This window comes from Novipirellula sp. (genome assembly GCF_041583735.1).
In the GTDB taxonomy this organism is placed as follows: Bacteria; Planctomycetota; Planctomycetia; order Pirellulales; family Pirellulaceae; genus Novipirellula.
In genome coordinates, this window is the sequence record NZ_JBFHFD010000077.1 from 1 (window position 1) to 19,634 (window position 19,634).

8 protein-coding genes are annotated in these 19,634 nt (G+C 54.9%); 3 read left to right on the forward strand and 5 right to left on the reverse strand.

What is annotated here, in order from left to right; genetic code table 11:
- Positions 1–531: 531 nt before the first annotated feature.
- The 5 genes from ABX962_RS08515 to ABX962_RS08535 form a co-directional block, all read right to left on the reverse strand.
- Entirely contained in the window at positions 532–2,703 is a 2,172-nt protein-coding gene (locus ABX962_RS08515) for an HlyD family efflux transporter periplasmic adaptor subunit (RefSeq protein WP_372718447.1), read from the reverse strand.
- 3 nt (positions 2,704–2,706) lie between these two features.
- The gene (locus tag ABX962_RS08520; protein ID WP_372718448.1) at positions 2,707–4,218 is read right to left on the reverse strand and encodes an efflux RND transporter periplasmic adaptor subunit; all 1,512 of its coding nucleotides are present in this window, start codon (positions 4,216–4,218) and stop codon (positions 2,707–2,709) included.
- Positions 4,219–4,239: 21 nt separating this feature from the next.
- The gene (locus tag ABX962_RS08525) at positions 4,240–5,142 is read right to left on the reverse strand and encodes an efflux RND transporter periplasmic adaptor subunit (RefSeq protein ID WP_372718450.1); all 903 of its coding nucleotides are present in this window, start codon (positions 5,140–5,142) and stop codon (positions 4,240–4,242) included.
- Positions 5,143–5,265: 123 nt separating this feature from the next.
- Positions 5,266–7,227 (reverse strand): preprotein translocase subunit SecA, encoded by a 1,962-nt coding sequence (locus ABX962_RS08530; protein ID WP_372718452.1) that lies wholly within the window; start codon positions 7,225–7,227, stop codon positions 5,266–5,268.
- Positions 7,224–9,155: a TolC family protein gene (locus ABX962_RS08535; protein ID WP_372718454.1), complete on the reverse strand. Its 1,932-nt coding sequence runs from the start codon at positions 9,153–9,155 to the stop codon at positions 7,224–7,226. Before ABX962_RS08535 ends, ABX962_RS08530 begins: the two co-directional genes overlap by 4 nt.
- A gap of 354 nt (positions 9,156–9,509) precedes the next feature.
- Between ABX962_RS08535 and ABX962_RS08540 the strand changes: the two genes are divergently transcribed.
- The 3 genes from ABX962_RS08540 to ABX962_RS08550 all read left to right on the forward strand — a co-directional run.
- Positions 9,510–15,941: a DUF4347 domain-containing protein gene (locus ABX962_RS08540; protein WP_372718456.1), complete on the forward strand. Its 6,432-nt coding sequence runs from the start codon at positions 9,510–9,512 to the stop codon at positions 15,939–15,941.
- Between the two features lie 17 nt (positions 15,942–15,958).
- On the forward strand, positions 15,959–18,868 hold the full coding sequence (locus ABX962_RS08545; RefSeq protein WP_372718458.1) for an ATP-binding protein: 2,910 nt from the start codon (positions 15,959–15,961) through the stop codon (positions 18,866–18,868).
- 173 nt (positions 18,869–19,041) lie between these two features.
- On the forward strand, positions 19,042–19,634 hold a 593-nt coding region (locus tag ABX962_RS08550; RefSeq protein WP_372718460.1), incomplete at its 3' end, for a response regulator.

Below are 19,634 nucleotides of genomic sequence, written 5' to 3' on the forward strand. Positions count from 1 at the left end.
AAGAGACACAAGCCGAAAGGCATAAGGGGCAATCGAACCGCCACACCGATGAGATAAAGGCTGCGGTCGACCCCACCATTGACTGGAAATAGCATAGAGAAAGAACGAGGGTTGGCGTGTGGAAGAAAAGTCGCGAATACAAACTGTCATCGAAACCGAGCAAACGTGCAACCTTGATGCCAAAACGTGCAAAAGAATTGTTGTAAATCCGTCCGCGATCACGCTCGTTGCAGACTGGCCGGTAGGCATCAAGGATGCCAAAGAATCGCCAGCGTTACTTCGCGGTGTCGTGCCGCGTTTGGTAAGCGGTGCGTCGCGAGCGGGCTATTGATTTTGTGAGCCGCTCGCGAGTGAGCGGCCGGGTTGCACGTACTCCCGCATGCCTTACGCCCAATGCCATCTAGTTTGAGTAGTGCTCGCGGGGCCCGTCCGGTTGCGGCGAGAGAAAACGTTCGGTTTCTACCGGGCGGCTTGCGCCGCACCGCTATAAATTCGCCCGGTACCGCGAAGAAGGTCGCTCGTATCGGCAAACTAACGCAGCGATTCTTGCTGCAGCGTGTGCCACAACCGAGTGATTTTGTCCGACGCACGGCGCAGCAGTGGATCGGTCTTGCGGTTCAATTCCACCTCGACTCGCAATCCGGCGGGCAGCACGTTCGCAGCATGTCCGTCCAGCCGGATTCGCCCGACGAAATGGGGTTCCAACAATCGGAGGTCATGATCGGAATCGGAGCTGGACGCGGCGATGGGCCCTTGCACACTCAGCGGTCCGCCTTCGAGTGATGACAGCGATGCGATTCCAAGCCGGTCGGTCGCTCGAGGTTCGAGTTTTTCGAAATAGGCTTTCGCATGACGGTGATTGTCGTACCGCACGAAGACGTCATTACCCACGACGGGACGGGCTTGTTCAATCTGCGATTGGCTAACCACCGCCATGACCTCTTTGTCCTTCGGCAGTGCGACGGTTATCAACAAGTCACCCTGACGGACAAACTTGCCAACACTCTGCTCGAGTCCTCGAGTCATGACTTGTCCGTCACGCGATGCGGTGATGCGAAGTCCCTCGCATTGCTTGGCGATCTGGTCGTATTGTTGTTGGATCGATTTCAAATGTTCTTGCAAAACAATTCGTTCGCTCGTCTCTTTTTTGTCAATCGCTTGCCGAATTTTGATTTCGATCTGCTGTTGTTCGATCCGCAGTCGATCACGATGGTTCGTTAACTCGCGATTCTCAATCTCGATCAGCAAATCACCTCGGAGCACATGGTCTTGGTCACGAACGTGAACGTGACGAACAAAACCATCGACGCGGCTGCGAATTCGCGTTTCGGGTGCATACTGGACGACCGCCGCCGCCTGAGAGGATGTCGGAATCGGCATCCAGCCGACCACCGCTACAGTTCCGGCCACCAATCCAGTGCCGACGACCGCGGCTCGGCAAAAAGTGAAGAAGTCGCCTTGCAGCAATTTCACTGCGTTCTGAGCATGACGTTTTGCCGGACGCAGAAACCACATCCAAATGCCAGACGCCACCAACACGATTCCGGCACCCGAGAACATCGCCGAAGCGGCAAGCATCAGAGTCGTACAGATCGCGATCCGCCAAAGCAGTGCGGCAATCCCATAGACCAAGACGAAATGGCGACGCCATCCATGCAGCGAACTGCTCGGCGGTGGCGTCCCCACCAAGACTCGGCGGAACCACTGCTCGACAGCCTGCGACGACGCAGAATACAGGTTGGGGATCTCTAACCAATCCGACAAAATATAGTAGCCATCAAAACGCATCAATGCATTCGCATTAAACAGAACCGTCGAAATCCCCGCAGCAAAGATCAGCCGGTGCAGTAAGAAGGCGAGCGACGGAGATTCGACCAGCGACCATGCGATCATGGCGGCAGATGCAATTACAAGTTCGACATACATTCCCGCTGCGGAAACTGCAATCCTTGCCCACTTGCTGTTCAATCGCCAACAACTAGTGACATCCACATACGCCAAAGGCGCGAATAGAACGAAGACCACTCCCACCTCGCGTGCGTTGGCACCTTGCCGATGGCAGGCGACTGCATGGGCGAGTTCATGAATGATCTTCAGCGCAATCCAAAACGAAAATAACCAGATCCAATTCGAGCGACTCCAAACCTGAGCCGACTGAGTCCAAAAACGATCCCAATGAAACGTCACGCAAACACCGCCGCCAAGGATAAGCAAGATCCCCAACACCATCGCAGCCGGAGAAAACACCGCACGCAGCGGTGCGGCGATCGCCGTGATCCAGCGCTGCGATTTCAGCAACGGCACTTTCATCCAAAACGGATTCAGCGATGAAAGCGAGAATCCCGAACCGGTTGCCCGCGATTCCGTATCCCCTTTTCGTAACGGTGAATCGCCCTCGGCAAGGTACCCCAGTTCGTTTTCGAGCAACCAGTACACAATCGACTGAGCTTGTTCGGTGGTCGGTGCTTGGCTGCCCAGCGTTGCGGCGGCGAGCCCACACGCTTGCGGAACCGTGGTCTTTCCGTCTAACAACGACAAAAAGACGTACTCTTCGTAACCCACATGGAAAAAGCGATGTAGCGAAGGGATCTCGATGCGATATGCCGTTTGCCCATGCTGTTGGATCGGCCAGAAACGCAAATCGTCGGCCAGCCGGATCGGCTGCTCGGTTAAATCAATCGTGTTCGGGTCACGTCGTGACATCGGTTACCACCCAACCATCGAACGTAGTGAAGCGTACAGCCGATGGAACAAAACCCAACCAAGCGGATGGCGATCACTTTTGACCCAGGCATGACCGCGCATCCCAGGACGCATCACGTGGTTGGGATCCTGGATTTTGGACTCAGCGATGAAGACATTTTGGTGGTTCTTCAGTTCCGCTTGCGGATGCACTCGTTCGATTTGACCATCGACATGCTGCCCCGGCAGCGCGAGCAACGTTACCTGAACCAGCATCCCAGAATCGACATAAGGAAATTCACGTTCGTCGACCGCTACTTCGACCATCATCTCGCCCAGCGGTGCAATCTCGAATAACGCGTCCCCTTGTTGCAGCGGCGCCCCAACACTTTCGTGATGATCGCCGCTAACGATCACTCCGTCGATCGGGCTGCGGATTTCCAAGTTGCCTCGATGATACTGCAAAAGGTCCATCTCAAGAGTCAAACGTTCAGACTCGAGTTCCGCGATTTTACTGGATGCAAAATCATGCTGCACCACATGCCGATTCCGCTGTTGTTTGGCGCCGCTCAACTCGGCACGCAGCCCCGCAAGTTTGTATTCAATTTCCCGGGCATCGATACTGGCCACCAAATCCCCTTCGCTGACTCGATCCCCGGGGCGAACGTATGACTTTTCGAGTGGACCATCGATCGGCGAGGCAACGTAGCGTCGTGAAATCGGCTGCAATTCACAATCGCAACGAACATGGTAATGAACGGGGAAACACAGCAACCCGCCGATCACGAGCGATGCGTACAATGCCATTCGTCCCCGGATGCCGTTGCCAAGATCGGCGAGGTGTCGCGTGACACGTTCAAATCGACTGGGCGAACAGCGCTCGATCGATTGCAATTTACTGAGCACGGGAAACCGCAGCACGTCGAGCAACCGCGTGGACACTGCGGGATCAACATCATCATCCACGACAAGCAACACGCCGCGAACTTTACCCTCGTCGTCGGTCAAACAGACGCTCGTCAGCCGATCGATCTCGGTTTCGTTGACGAATTGCGACACCGCCATCAGCGCGTGACGATTGGTGTGGTCGGTAATCGGCCAACAAGTCCAATCGCCCCGCACCGCTATCTCGTCGATCGCGGCGTTGAGCAGTCGGCCGGAATCCGCAGGCCGTGACGATTCCGACGCAGGGTGATGCCCGACAATCTGCAGCGGACCTAACTTGGCGTTGTCCGAACCGAGCGGCCGCCAAGCCACATACACACGTGATGCCGAGAGTGTCTCGCTGACTTGTTTCGCCACATCTCCCGCAGCATCATGCAAATGGGATCGCGAATCCAACAGCAACTGCAACTCGATGGCAACGGACAACACACGCAATCGGTCATCGATCAAATCCATCGCGTTGGCATCGTCGGAATCGATCACCGAATGACAGTCGCGATGAGGCGTTGAGGAATCGCCATGGCGCAGCAGTCCCGGACCGCCCAGTGGCGATGACGAAACGTACGGCTGGTTCGGCGGTTTACCCGGCATCAAGACAAGTCCAGCGAAAAACTAGTGAGCAGAAAAACGAATCGATGGCGACGCGGCAGCCTGACCTACACGAGGCGTACGGTCGCCGACCAAGCCGTTGTTGTCGGCGGGAGCATCGGTGTATTGCCAGCGAACCACGACGCCGCTTTGCAGTTGGCGGTCCCGGTTGGGAATGCGGATTTTGATTCGCACCGAACCGCTCTCCGCGTCGGCAACGGGCGAGACATATTCGATCACCGCCGCCGTCGGCACTGCGTTGTGCCCGACCAACAGGGTGACTTGTTGCTGGACCGCCATGCGGGCTGCAGCATCAAGTGGAACCGAAAAAATGGCTTTCAGATTGTCAAGCTGGACGATCTGCATGACCACAGGATCGGTAGGCGAAACGAATTCGCCTTGATCCTTTCGGATCTCGACCACGACGCCGGAGATCGGCGATTCGATGCGGCGCTGTTTGATCTGAGCTTTCACACGTTCGTATTCGAGACGTCGCACCTCGAGCTCTTCGTTGATCGATTGCAATCGAGATTTGGCTTGCTGGTACTCGGTTTCACTGCGATCAAGTTCTCGCACCGAAGCGTTGCCACGTTCACGCAGTTCCTTGTAACTGGCCAGCTGTTTTTGTCGATTTTCCAGTTCCAAGGTGGCTCCCAGACGTGATCCGGTTGCGTCTTTAGCCGACTTCGCGACCTCGAGCGACGCTTTCAGCACCGAATCGTCAAGTTGAGCCAGCAATTGAGTCGGATATACCTCGTCACCTTCGGTGACTCGAATTTCGGCGAGAATGCCAATCTCGGCTGCCGGTACGTCAACGCGTTTATAGGGTTCGGTGAAACTTTCCGCTTCTGCCGCCCGTGAAATCGTTGACGATAGGGTGCACGTTGCCAGCACCGCCAATGAGATGTAATGGTGAATATTGTTCATTGTCTAAGTTCCATTTTCGACAAAGACGGGCAGCAAACGATGGTCAACCGCTCGCAGCACCGAATATATTATTCAAGTTTTTCCCATAGTGAATCTTGTTACAGATCCCCTGTCTCAGGATCTTTAATAAGATCCACTACGGTGAGCGTGTCGCCGCAACAGCGTCGCGGTTTCGTTATCTTGTTTCAGGAGTCGCAATCGCAGTCCGGCCTCGCGACGTTGTTGATTGGATTGGGCGGTTTTCAATTGCCGCTGGATCTTGGGCATCGCGTGCAGGTCGCTCAGGCTGGATCGCACCAGCGATCGCGCGATCCACGGCGCGTGCAGTCGAATTAAATCGTCTTCGGCCGAAAGATAAATCCGGGCCGATCCGGGATCCCCACAACGGGCACCTCGCCCGATTAGTTGTCGATCGACGCGAGCGAGTCCACTTCGCTGCGTCACGATCACGTGCAACCCGCCGAGTTCACGCGAGACGCAGTCCAGCGCGATGTCAGTACCTCGTCCCGCCAAATTCGTAGCAACAGTAATCGCCCGCGTTTTCCCGGCCATTCGAATCACGCTGGCTTCGTCTGCGTCTTGAACTCCGTTAAGAAGTGCAAAGGTCAAACCTCGCTGTTCCAGCGCGTCGGCGACGGACATACTTTCGCTGATCGCCGACGTGCCAATCAATACGGGGCGTCCGAGTTCATGCAGTTGATGTGTTTCCTCGGCAATGGCCTGCCATTTTTCCGCCATTGTTCGAGTAATACAGTCGGGGTGCATGACACGGCGAGTGGCGATCCGCAGCGGGATCGGCTGAACAGCCAAACCATACACCGATGCAAATTCATGCTCGCAACCGCGAGCGGTACCGGTCATCCCAGCAATCGATTCGTAGTAACGAAAAAAGCGTTGCCGTGTGATCCGGGCCAATGACCGAGTTTCTGCGGTGATTGGCAGTCGCTCGGTTGCTTCGGCCGCCTGGTGTAGCCCGCCGGACCAGGTACGATCATCAAAAATTCGTCCGGTGGATCCATCCACGATTTTGATCCTTCGGTCGCTGACGACGTAATCGACATCCCGCCTATAAAATTCTTTGATCCGAATCGCCAGCATGACGTATTCATGCCAAGGGCGGACGAGTTGCGGATGCACCGCCATCTGACGATTCTTGTAGACCGTCTGAAAGCCAGACTCGGTTAAATGCACCACTCGCTGGGATGCATCGACGACGTAATGACAATCGAGTTCAAGCCGTTTCGCAACGACGCAAGCAATCCGGTGCAGCTCCGCATCGGTCGCCTGTTGGCCACTACCGCTGCTGAGAATCAATGGGGACACAGCATCGTCGATCAACACGTTGTCGATCTCGTCGATGATTGCGGCATGCAGCGGTCGCTGAATTTTTTCGCTTGTGTGCAAACGGTTTCGAATTCGGTCATACAGCGAAAACGAACCATCCCCGATTGAAATTTGGTCACGTAAATAGTCGAATCCAAATGCATGAGCGGGACCATACGTAACATCCGCCTGGTAAGCTTGGCGGTTCACCGATGGATCGGCTTGTTCCTTTAAAATCGCGGTTGTCACCCCAAGTCGCGAAAAGACGGGATCGAGTTTTTCTTGATCTCGCTGGGCTAGATACGCATTCGGAGTGATCACGTGGACACCACGCCCGGTCAGCGATTTCAGATACGCAGGCAGGACTCCGGACAGCGTTTTGCCCTCGCCGGTCTGCATTTCCGCGACCGCATCCGATGCAATTACTAATCCGGCATGCAGTTGAACGTCAAACAGTTCGATCCCGAACGTTTGTCGAATCGATTCGATCACCGCAGCGGCGGCGGACGTAAACAGCTCTTCGCTGGCGGATGCTTGGCTAGCGGCTAGGTGTTGATGGGCTTGGCGATGCTGTTCCCGGGCAGCCAACCGCAACCGATTGGTGTGCGAAACCAATGCGTCGACCGACGCGTGCTTTAGCGCGAGCGAACGCTGTCGTGCTGCCGTAATCTGCTGGCGTACCCAATCCTCCGAACGAATCCGTCGTGCGGTCACTTCGGCCTGCTTCGCTCGGCTGGTAGGATTCCAAAACGAAGCGATCATGGGCCTGCCTCCGAGTCCCCATGCATTCCGAACCAACTGCCCATCAGCGTATCTTCGTCAAACGAATCGCCGCCATACATTTGATCGGGAGAATCACGGTCGACATGGGGGGGTTCGGGGGCGGCCGTGTTTGCCTCTCCCGAGACATCTTGCGTCGAGAAATGATCGAATCGAAGCAACATCCCCATCGCCTTTCGCAGATTCACCCACGACATGACATAGGCGACCTGGGCGTTGACATAGGCACGTTCTTCGTCGGCCAGTCGTTCTTGGGCATCCAACAAGTCGTCGATCAACAAGACGGCGGATTCGTTAGGATCAGGCAATAGTTCCCACCGCTGTTGCAGATAATTGACTTCACGCTGCTGTGCCACGATTGATTGTTGTTTGACCATCATTTCGGCAAACGCCGTTTGCGTTTCGCGGGCAGCAATCTCGACTTCGGCAAACGCCACCTCGGTGGTTTGCTGGAACTCGAACATCGCACGCGTCATCTCCAGACGATTGCGATTCAGCCGCGCACGGCTAGCCCGGTTACCCGCGGGCAGTTCGAACAAGAATCCCGCCGCATAGCTGGGGCGACCATCACTAAATTGATTTTCAAACGCCCTCAGTGAGCTGCGGTTGCCATCGAGCCCTGCGATGTAGCTGCTGAGAATCAAATCCAATCGCGGCAGCACTTGATTACGCGCTGCGCCCACACGCGCCGACGTGGATTGGATTTTACGAATGGATTGATTGATATCAGCGCGATGTTCGAGCGCCGTAAAGACCGACTCGCGCAACGACAATTCCACCGGAATTGTGAACGGTTGATCTTGGGGTGTGAGTTCTTGGTGATGTGCGAATCGCAGCTGTTCGCTTCCGGTCAACATACGCAGCCGCGATTGGGCATTACGAATACGGGCTTCGGCGCGGATCAGATCCGAACGACGACTTGCGACGGCCACGCTTGCTCGCAAAATTTGCCGTTGTTGAGAATCGACGCCTTTTCGCGACAGCAAAATTTGGTGCAGATGATTTGCCGATTCGAGCAAACGACTGCGTTGCAACCATTCAGCACGTGCTTGGAACAGATCCCAATACGCGCGTGCGACATCCACGAGATGGTTTTCTAGATTGGCTCGAACTTCGGCATTCACTTCGCCGACTTCCAAACGCGCGAGCAAAATGCGAGTTTGATTGAAGGTCGTACCGCGATCTTTCATCAACGGCTGAGTAAAACTGAATTCGAGCCGTGTGGTGCCTTGAGGGTTCGGCGTCAAAAATGTCGAGTTATTGGCCTGGTATCCCGCCCGCTGCGACATTTCGAATTGACCACCCGACCGCGTTTTCCGGCGAACGCCCGCAGCACCGCTGAGCGTTTCGTCGCGGAATCGATCCGAGTTGTCACCGGTGGTTAATTTGCTGCCCACCGGGTCACTGGTGTCGACAAATTTGGATTCGACAAAACTGAGTGAGTCGAATTCGGCATCGGCAATCGTGATTTCCGTTCGTTGAATCTGAGGCTCGGTCAAAATCGCCTGAATGTACGGCGAGGAAGCCAATGCCATCTCGATCAGCGAATGGATATCCACCGCCATCGTGTTTTCCGCCAATCCGATCGAATGGCTGAGCGGAGTTTCCCACCACATCGGTGCAACGGGATGTACCGGCTGTCCCGAAGAATCGCTAGCAAACTGGTTGGGCACGGTATCCGGCAGCAACGTGGCTCGGGCTCGATAAGGATCCAGCGAGCTGACGGCATGGTTTTCGGTAGCACTTTGCAGCGTATCGACACGAAAATCGATCGGATATTGGGCATCGGCCGAGGTGCATGTGATTGCAGCAACAAACAACACCCACGATCGCACTGCAATCTGGGTTAACGAGCGACACCCAATGGCTTGGGTGCTCTGTTGTCCAGTCGTTTCGTTGAACATTTTCATACGAGTCTGGTGCACTCGAGTTGCCCGGAAATGAATGTTTTTCTCGTCGGTGATCGCTTCGGCCGTCCTGTGTGATGTCCAGTGGAAATCGACGGAATGATCCCACCATTCCTCTAGATCGGCACAACTAGCAGATCAGAAACAGACGGATGCACCGAAAAACGAAGGACTTACTGTGTATGACGTTAATACCTGCGTTGGCGGAATAATCGTCACACCTTAACTATCCACCCATGTTTATCTTGCCGAGCAATCCCGTCCTCACCGTTAGTCGTCGGGTAACTTTTTATTGGTCAGTAAGCGTTACAAATCAAAAAGTCTCGACTCTACGCGTAACCTCACGAGTAACACCCGATGTCCTTTCGAACCCGCAATTGGTGGCAGCAATCTCGGTTGATGCTCGATCAATTGGCGGTTTGCACACGCAATAGGATGCGAGGACCGGTTTCACGTCGCTCGTGGCAGCGAGGTCTAGAACTTTCGCCGCTCGAGCCGCGAATTCTATTTAGTGCCTCGCCAATTGACGCTGCCGCCATGGATGCTGCGGACGATTCCGCAGTGATGGTGGCAGAGGTTGCCCCCGCCGAAAGTGAATCCTCGTCGCTCGATACGGCCTCGCAAAACCAGGCGACTCAAGCTGCGGTCGAGATTGTCGTGGTCGATTCACGCGTCCAGCATCTCGAGCAATTACTGGAAGATCTTGGTCAGTCAGAGCGTAATTTTGAAGTTTTCGTGCTGGACGCACAGCGGGATGGCGTGGACCAGATCAGCGAGATTCTTTCTGCGCGTTCCAACGTTTCGTCACTGCATATTGTTTCGCACGCCGAAGATTTTGCCGTTCGCTTGGGCAATGTTTGGCTCGGCAGCGAGAATCTCGACGGGTACGCTGGGCAAATTGCGGGATGGAATTCCTCGCTCAACGTCGATGCCGACATTCTGTTTTACGGATGTGACCTGGCATCGGGTGAGAACGGCCGCACGCTTATCGATTCGGTCAGTACGTTAACCGGCGCCGATGTCGCGGCCAGTGATGACGATACGGGGCACGCCAGTTTTGCTGCCGATTGGGTCTTGGAATATCGCACCGGAGCAATCGAGTCGAAGGTCGCATTCAGTTCCGAGCTGCAACAAAATTGGGCTGGCAAACTAGCAACGATCACGGTCGACACCTTAGTCGATGAACAAATTGCCAATGGCCTAACCTCGTTTCGCGAAGCAATCGCGTTAGCGACCGCCGGGGACACCATTGTGCTTGGTGCAGGCACTTACAATCTGACCATTGACACGCTTGAGATCAATAAGAATCTAACCATCACCGGCTCGGATGCTCGATCGACGATTATTGACGGTAGCGCGCTCGGCAAACGCGTCTTTGAACTACAAGGAACCAGTGTGGTCACGATGTCGTCGATGACAATCCAAGGTGGCGATGAGAGCAACGGTGGTGGGATCTACGTCAATGATTCAAGCACGTTGAATCTATCGGACGCTATGCTGCAGAACAATTCAAGTAACGATGGTGGTGCAATTCACGTCCATGGAACTGCCAACTTACAACGTGTGTTGTTGTTCAACAATAATGCTTCGGGCAAAGGGGGGGCGATCAATTTCCACGGCGCCGATGGTGGATCGTTAACCAACGTTACCATCAGTGGTAATACGGCTAGCAGCGATGGAGGGGGACTGTATACCGATACCAATATCACGATCACCAATTCAACAATCACGTTGAACACAGGTGATAAAGGCGGAGGGATCTTCAACAGTGGTGCGGTGGTAACGATATCCAACACGATCGTGGCGGGAAACACCGGAGTCAACGGCAATGCCGATGTGATGGGGGCGTTTTCCAGCAACGGATTCAACTTGATTCAAACGGTGGGTTCGGCCACCGGTTTTGTCTCGGACGTGACCGGAGTCAACCCCAATCTTGCGGCACTTGCAAACAACGGGGGCTCGACCAATACGCACGCTATTACAGCGGGAAGCGCCGCGTACAACGCAGGCACCGCAACCGGTGCTCCCTCGATCGACCAGCGCGGCGCATTGCGTAATGGGCCGGTTGACATCGGCGCCTACGAACACGCCATGGTGTCAAGCATCCTCTTGAGTACCGATGAAACGGTCTCGGGAAGCGGAGCTCCTGGGTTAGGCGGCTGGGATGCGGGTGAGGTGATTGATTTCGGAAGCATCAATAGCCTCGATCCTGTGGCTGGCACGACCGACGGCACTTTTTCAAGCTACTTCGATCTGTCGTCGTTCGTCACCGGCGGCGCCGATATTGAGGCGCTGCACTACGTGACCGAAGATATCACCATTGGCAACAGTAGCACGATCGCATTGCAAGCCGGTGACATTCTGTTTGCCACACGCGACACCGAAAATCTCGTCAGCACGAATTCGTTAACGGTCACTCGCAACGACTTGGTGATTTTTCGCCCCGACAGCGAAGGTGACTACAGTGCCGGAACGTTCCAAATCCTGCTAGACGACCCCGTCGGCTATGGATTCCACGCCGTCACCTTGATTACCAAGAACACCCTGGTTGGTGATGTCCTGCTCGCCAAAGGAAGTTTTTTGCTTGCTCATACCAATTCCGCTCAGCATCACAAAATCCAGTATTTCACTCCGGATGATGTCGGTGAAGCTAACACCACGGGGTCATTACAAACATTGATCGACGAGCCGCTCATTTTGTCCGGTCAATTGCAGGGACTCGATCTTGTCGAAGACACAATCGATGTTGGAGGACATACGCTCCGAGCGGGTGAGATTCTCGTATCGGTCAAAGACGGAGGGACCTTTGGCAGCAACAGCATTGCCGCAACGGGTAATGACGTTTTTGCACTTACCGTAACCACGACAGACCTAGGATCCGCAGCATCCAGCTTTACCGCCACCCTCATCATGGACGGTTCCGATGTCGGTTTGGACACAGCGTCAGAACAAATATTCGGTTTTTCATTGTCAGGACCTATGGCGGATGCGAACACTGCACCCGTGATCAGCAGCAACGGAGGCGGTGCAAGCGCAGCGATCAACGTCATTGAAAACACCGTCGCGGTGACGACGGTCACGGCAACGGATGCTGATGTTCCGGCGCAAACGCTGACCTATTCGATCAGCAGTGGAGCGGATGCGACGAAATTTACGATCAACAGCTCGACGGGCGAATTGAGCTTCGTGACGCCACCCAACTATGAAGTTCCCGGGGACGTTGGCGGCGACAACGTGTACGACGTTACGGTTTCGGTCAGTGATGGCACTTATTCGGACAGCCAAGCGATTACCGTGACCGTGACCGATGCCGACGAAACATTGTCGGCATCAAATGAGTTTTTGGTTAACGATGAAGTCGGCGATCAACAGGTGACCAGCGCTGAAGACCGTGGCAATCAACAGGCGGTGTCGATGGCCGCCGATGGCAGTTACGTCGTCGTGTGGACCAGTCTGAACCAAGACGGATCGGGCAAGGGAGTCTATGCCCAGCGATTTGACGCAAGCGGATCGGCGATCACGTCCGAGTTTCGCGTCAACGAAACGATCACCAACGATCAACAATGGGCCAGCGTCTCATCCGCGTTCGACGGCACGTTTGTCGTAACGTGGACGAGCAATCAAGGAGCGACCGGGGACGACATTTATTACCGGCGATTCGCTGCCGATGGCACGGCGTTGACAGGCGAACTGGTTGCTAACACCACCACCTCGGGAACCCAAAAGAATTCAATCATTGGGATGAACAATCAAACCGGCGAATTTGTGATCGCGTGGCAGGGCAATGGTGCCCAAGCCGGCGAAGTCGATTCGGCAGGCATCTTTGCTCAACGGTTTGATGCCGACGGAGCCGCAGTCGGCAGCGAATTCCGGGTCAACAGCAGCACCTTCGGAACCCAATACGATGCTGCGATTTCGGTCAATACCAACGGCGACTTCGTCATCGCCTGGGACGATTCATCGGGAGTCCATTTCCAACGCTTTGACGACAACGCCAATGAGCAGGGCAGCCAAGTCACCGTCTCGGGCAGTACCTTCGCCGGCAACGCCTCCCTGGCGATGCACAGCGACGGGTCGTTTGTCATCGTGTGGCGGCAATCCGGGGCGATCACTCCGAGCGATGTCTATCTGCAGCGCTATAGCAACACCGGAAACACGGTTGAGTCGACGCAAACGGTCGCGACCACCTCTAGCTTTGATCAAGAAGATCCTTCGATCGCGATGGACGAAAATGGAAACTTCATCGTCGTTTGGGAAGGCTACGGATCGCAGTCCGGACAATCCGATTCGTCGGGAGTCTTCGGCCAGAAGTACCTTGCCGATGGCACAGAAATTGGTGGCGAATTCCGAGTTAACGAGAGTACCTCCGGTACGCAGAGCAGGGCTTCGGTTGCGATGCTGGATGTCAACAACTTCGTCGTCGCTTGGAGCGGGGCTGGGGATCAAACCGGTGAGGTTGACACCAGTGGCGTCTTCGCTCGGCAATATGGAACCGCAGGTACAAATACCGCTCCCACCGTCACGCTGACCAACAAACTCGCCTCGTTGGCGGAAGATGCCGACACGGGCTCGAGTATCAAGATCTCGGATATCGTAATCGCCGACGATGGCAACGGGACCAATGTACTTTCGTTGTCCGGTGATGACGCAGGCATGTTTGAGATCGTCGGTGGTAACGAATTGCACTTGAAAGCGGGCGTGACGCTCGACTTCGAAACCAATCCCTCGCTTGATGTAACAGTCAAGGTAGATGATTCGCAAATTGGCGTCACGTTTGAGGATTCGGATTCTCTTTCCATCTCGATTACGAATGTCAACGAAGCGCCCACGGTCACGCTGACTCCCGTCGTCACAACAATGGGCGAGAATACCGACACCAGTTCCGGCAGCATCAAAGTTGCCGACATCGCCATCACCGATGATGGAACAGGAACAAATGATCTTTCGCTGGCGGGTGACGATGCCGCCATGTTTGAGATCGTCGGCGGCAACGAATTGCACTTGAAAACGGGCGTGACGCTCGACTTTGAAACCAACCCCTCGCTTGATGTCAGCGTCGAAGTCGATGACGCCTTGATCTCAGGCGATCCCGACCACTCGGCCAACTATTCCATCACGATCACCGATCAGAACGACGCTCCGGTGATTGCCGGAACGGCCAACCAAACGATGAACGACAACGCCACCAAGGCGGTGTTTGACAGCGTCACGATCACCGATGTGGACGGCGACAATGTGTCGATCACCGTTTCACTAAGCGGCGGCAATGTCAATGGATCGTTTACCACGGCTTCGCTCGTGGCCAGCGGGTTTAGCAACGATGGCGGAGGTGTGTACTCGCGAACCGCTTCCACGGCCGCAGCGGCACAAATCGCAATTCGCCAACTGGTGTTTGATCCGACCGAAAACCAAGCGGCCGTCGGCACCGCGACCTCCACCACGGTGACCATTACCGTGGCCGATGCGACAACGGATCATTCAAAAAACATTATCGTGGACACCACTTCCGTCAACGACGTCGCCACGGGACAACCCGTCATCGTCGGAGTCGCGACGCAGGGACAGACCTTGTCCGCCGACACCAGCGGCATTGCCGATGCAGATGGACTAGGCAGCTTTGTCTATCAATGGACGCGTGACGGCAGCGCGATTGCGGGTGCCACATCGAGTACGTATACCCTTTCGGCTGCGGATGTCGGTCGTGCGATGCGTGTTTCCGTTAGCTTTACCGACACGCTCGGATCCGCCGAAGGACCGCTGGTCAGCAACGCGACCGCAAACGTGGTGGGCGTCAACACAGCTCCGGTGATGACCAACACGCAAGTTAACGTGATTTCGGGCCAACGATCGGAATTTGGGTCCGGCGTGTTCCGAAGCAATGCGGTGGACATTGATGGCGATCCATTGACGGCTGTGTTGGTGACGCCACCTGCCAGCGGCAGTTTGACCGTCGACCCGAGTGGCCAATTTGTCTACACCTCGGACTCGGGATTTACCGGCACGGTTAGTTTTCAGTGGAAGGCGAACGATGGGGCCAGCGACAGCAACGTTGCGACGGTGGTGATCAACGTGCTTCCCGCGGCGATTCCTCTACCACCGCCGCCGCTGAGCACCACGCCCGAACCAGACACACGACCGGAACCCGAAGCGGAAAACAACGACACCGACAAGGATGCGGACAAAGAATCCGATAACGAAACCGCCGATGTCAACAACGTCAACTTGGTAGGCATGCAGTCCGAGCGGGATGAAAAACTAAGTGCTTTCGGCGAAACCAAGAACGTGATTGAATTTTTGCAAACTGACAATGAGGAAACGGACAAGGTTGCCGTATTCGAAGTTCAAACCACCAACCAAATCACGATCGACGCAGAGCAAGGGACCGATGGTCAGTATCGGTCCGATACAGTGGTGACAAGCCAACTACAGAATTCAAACATGGGATTCGACGAGTTGGCGATCCAGCCGATCTCAGTCGCCGATTACGCCCTGTTGACCCGACCGGGTGAAATGTGGGACCAGCTAGACAACTATCAAAAGCAACTCGATAGCCAAATCCAAGGCGACTTGATTGTCGTCGGAACCGCCGGAGCGGCGGCATCGAGCTTTACTGTCGGGATTGTGGCATGGGCCCTGCGTAGCGGGTTCCTTGTATCGGGGTTATTGGCACATATGCCGGCATGGCGAGCGGTCGACCCCTTGCTGATTATGCAAGGCGTCGGGGTCAGTGACGATGGGGAGTCACTCGAAGAATTGATGGACCGCCGCAACCAAGAGATGGACGAATAAGAAGCACGGGAAAAAACATGAACCTATTTCAACGTATACCGATCCGCATCCGAATTTCTTTCGGACTTGTGGGCTTGATGACGGGCAGTTTGCTGGTCGCCAGTGCCGGGGGATTTTTCCCCAACGAGCAGGAAGAGATCTTGCGCGGACGCGCCAAATTGTGTGAATCGCTCGCGATTAGCGGCACCGCAATGGCTGCGTCCGGACAAGTGGATTCACTGCACGTGACGTTGGCGTCGATCGTTCAGCGTGACCCTCAAGTGCTATCGATTGGACTTCGAAACACCGAGGGACAAACCGTCGTTTCCGCGGGGGCACATGAAGCGACATGGGATGCTAATGCAGAAAACGGCATGAACCAAATGCGGGTCCCCATTTTTCGTCATGGCAAACAATGGGGCGAACTACAAGTTGCCTTCGAACCAACCGGCGGACTACTGGGTTTGGACCACTGGGCACCGGCGTGGTTGTTGATTGTTTTGATCCCCGCTTGCTTGTTGCAGTTTTCGTTCTTTCTTCGCAAAACACTCGAAAACCTTGATCCGTCCGGGGCGGTACCCACCCATGTCGAAAAGGCGCTTGACACATTCACGGTGGGATTGTTCTTGTTGAACTCACGCGACCGCATTCTGTTCGCGAACCAACGACTGGCGATCTTACTGGGCTGCACCTCCGAAGAATTGGTAGGCAAGCGAACCTCGGAACTGGCTTGGATCCATCCTGACAAAACGGCAGCGACTTTACCGTGGGAAGATGCCAAACATACCAATGATTCCGTGAACGATCGAATTCTGCATTTCGAATTGAACGGCCGTATGTTGACCTTCAGCGTGAATTGCACGCCGATCACCGGACAGGGATTTCTTGCGACATTTGACGACATCACGTTGATCGAGGAAAACAAGGTCGAATTGGCGAATGCTCGCGATGAAGCTCAAAACGCAAACGAAGCCAAGAGCGCGTTTCTTGCCAACATGAGTCACGAGATTCGCACACCGCTGAATGCGGTACTCGGATTCACCGATGTGTTGCGGCGTGGATTGGTAACGAATTCGGACGAGGCGATCGGCCATCTGAACATGATCCACAACAGCGGTGAACATCTGCTCGAATTGATCAACGATATCCTTGACCTGTCCAAGATCGAAGCAGGTCGATTGCAGGTCGAAATGATCGACACAAACGTCCAAGAGACGATCACGACCGTAGCGAGTGTGCTGCAAGAACGCGCGGTTGAGAAAAACTTGGAAGTCCACGTTGAATTCAATTCACCTTTGCCTCGCATCATGCAAACCGATCCGACGCGATTGCGTCAAGTCATCACCAATTTGGTAGGCAACGCGATCAAGTTTACGGACGAAGGTGCAGTGAAAATTGTTGTCGATGTTGTGACGGAGGACGATTCCGCTGCGATGCTAAAAATCGCTGTGGTCGACAGCGGCATTGGGATGACCCCCGACCAACAGAGCAAAATTTTTCAATCGTTTGTCCAGGCCGATAGCTCGACGACTCGAAAGTACGGGGGCACCGGTCTAGGGTTATCGATTAGCCGCCGTTTGACCGAAGCGATGGGAGGTGATCTGAGCGTGGCCAGCGAAGTCAATGTCGGCAGCACGTTCACAATTACGCTGCCGGTCGACCCGCAAGCGATGGAAGACGTGATCACGCCAGAAGAAATCCAGTCACAGGCCAACCAAAGTCATCCCGACGTCTCGGAAAATGGACTGATCCGTTTGCCCGCCTTGCCGGTTCTGGTGGTCGACGATGGCGAAGCCAACCGACGACTGATCGAATTGGTGCTCGGACGTGCCGGCGCGATCGTAACGACCGCCGAAAATGGTCTCGAAGCGATCCGTTTGCTGAGCGAGTCCGATTATTCGCTCGTTTTGATGGACATGCAGATGCCAGTGCTCGATGGTTACACGGCCACTCGGCGTTTGCGTGAATGTGGGGTGACCACGCCGATCATCGCGTTGACCGGAAACGCAATGAAGGGAGATCGCGAGAAATGTATCGATGCGGGTTGTGACGATTTCTTGACCAAACCAGTCAACATCGACGAACTGCTTAGCCACGCCCAAGCTTATCTTGGCGAAGACGACGCTGTACAGCCTGAAACATCCGAGATGATTGATGGCTCGGAAGTGGCAAATCCAGTTCCCATCAAAGAAACACCCACCGCAGATCCGTTGCTGTCCAACTTGGCATCCGAGGATTCATCATTGCGATACGACGGCGCATCCCCGATCCATCCCACGTTGCCGATGAACGATCCCGATTATCGAGCCATCACGACAGACTTTGTCTCTCGACTCGACAAACGGTTGCAGGCGATGGAGACCGCGATTGCCAGCGACGATTTCGAGACGCTGAAGGCGGAAGCCCACTGGCTAAAAGGATCGGGCGGGACCGTCGGATTAGGCGTATTCACAGAATCCGCGGCAATGTTAGAGCGGGGAGCGGGGCAATTCGAGCGTTCTCAGTTGGAGCAATTGCTCGATGACATTCGCGATCTGCAACGACGAATCGTGATCCCAGCGGTTGACTGTGCCGATCCGCCGCAAGCACCGCCGAAAATGGCAGTTCCCGAACCTCCGGCCACCCGCAGCGAACCGGTGGGTGACCCAATCCATTCGTCGTTACCGCTAGATGATCGCGAGTTCTGCGAAATCATTATCGATTTTGTTGGCCGGCTTGATCCTCAGATTGCCGAGATGCGGCGACTGGTGGCTTCGGGCTCGACACAGGAATTGATTGATTTGGCTCACTGGTTAAAGGGAGCCGGTGGAACCGTGGGTTACAGCGAATTCACGGCGCCCGCGTCCGCGTTAGTTGAAGCAGTACGATCGGGCTGCCTGCCGGAATGCGAGAAGTGTGTCGATGCGATTCAATCCATTCGCGAACGTTTAGTCGTTCCCGTGTTGTAAACACTCGCAGCGCGTCGTTCAAAGTTCGATGGTCGGCATAATCGGAAAGATCGTTCCATTTAACCTGATCCAACGATGATTCCAATGCGACCGTGGCTGCATTGCCGAGACGTGCTTAGGTGTGAGCCATGCTATAGGAGCTGAAATCTTCTTAACGCATTGTGACGCCGGCCATGATTAGCTCAATCGCTTCCTCGCCCACGCCTTCGAACCTGTTCCCTAGCGCCGCGGTCCCGCTCGGATCCCATGTGGCTGCAAAGTCTGCTGCGCACTTGTCAGGCAAGATCATGATCGTTGACGACGAGATCGCGAATGTCTTGGTCGCCAAAAAGCATCTCGAGCAAGCCGGTTACAGTTCGTTTGAAATGACAACCGATTCCTCGGTCGCACTGAATCTGATTTGTGCCAACCGTCCCGATGTCGTGCTGCTTGACATCAACATGCCCGAAGTCGATGGGATCACGATTCTTCGCCAGCTTCGAGAGCGTGCCGAGTTTCGTCACTTGCCAGTTTTGATTCTGACGGCGAACAGTGAAGCCGAAGTGAAGCTCAAATGCTTAGATCTGGGCGCGACTGACTTTTTGGTCAAACCAGTGGATCCGATGGAACTCGCACCTCGTGTGCGAAACGCACTGCTGACGAAATCGTTTCAAGATCAGTTACAAAAACATGCGTCGCAATTGGAGGAAAAAGTTCAGCAGCGAACCCAAGATCTCGAGCGTTCGCGTCGCGAAGTGATCTATTGTTTGGCGCGTGCGGCAGAGCT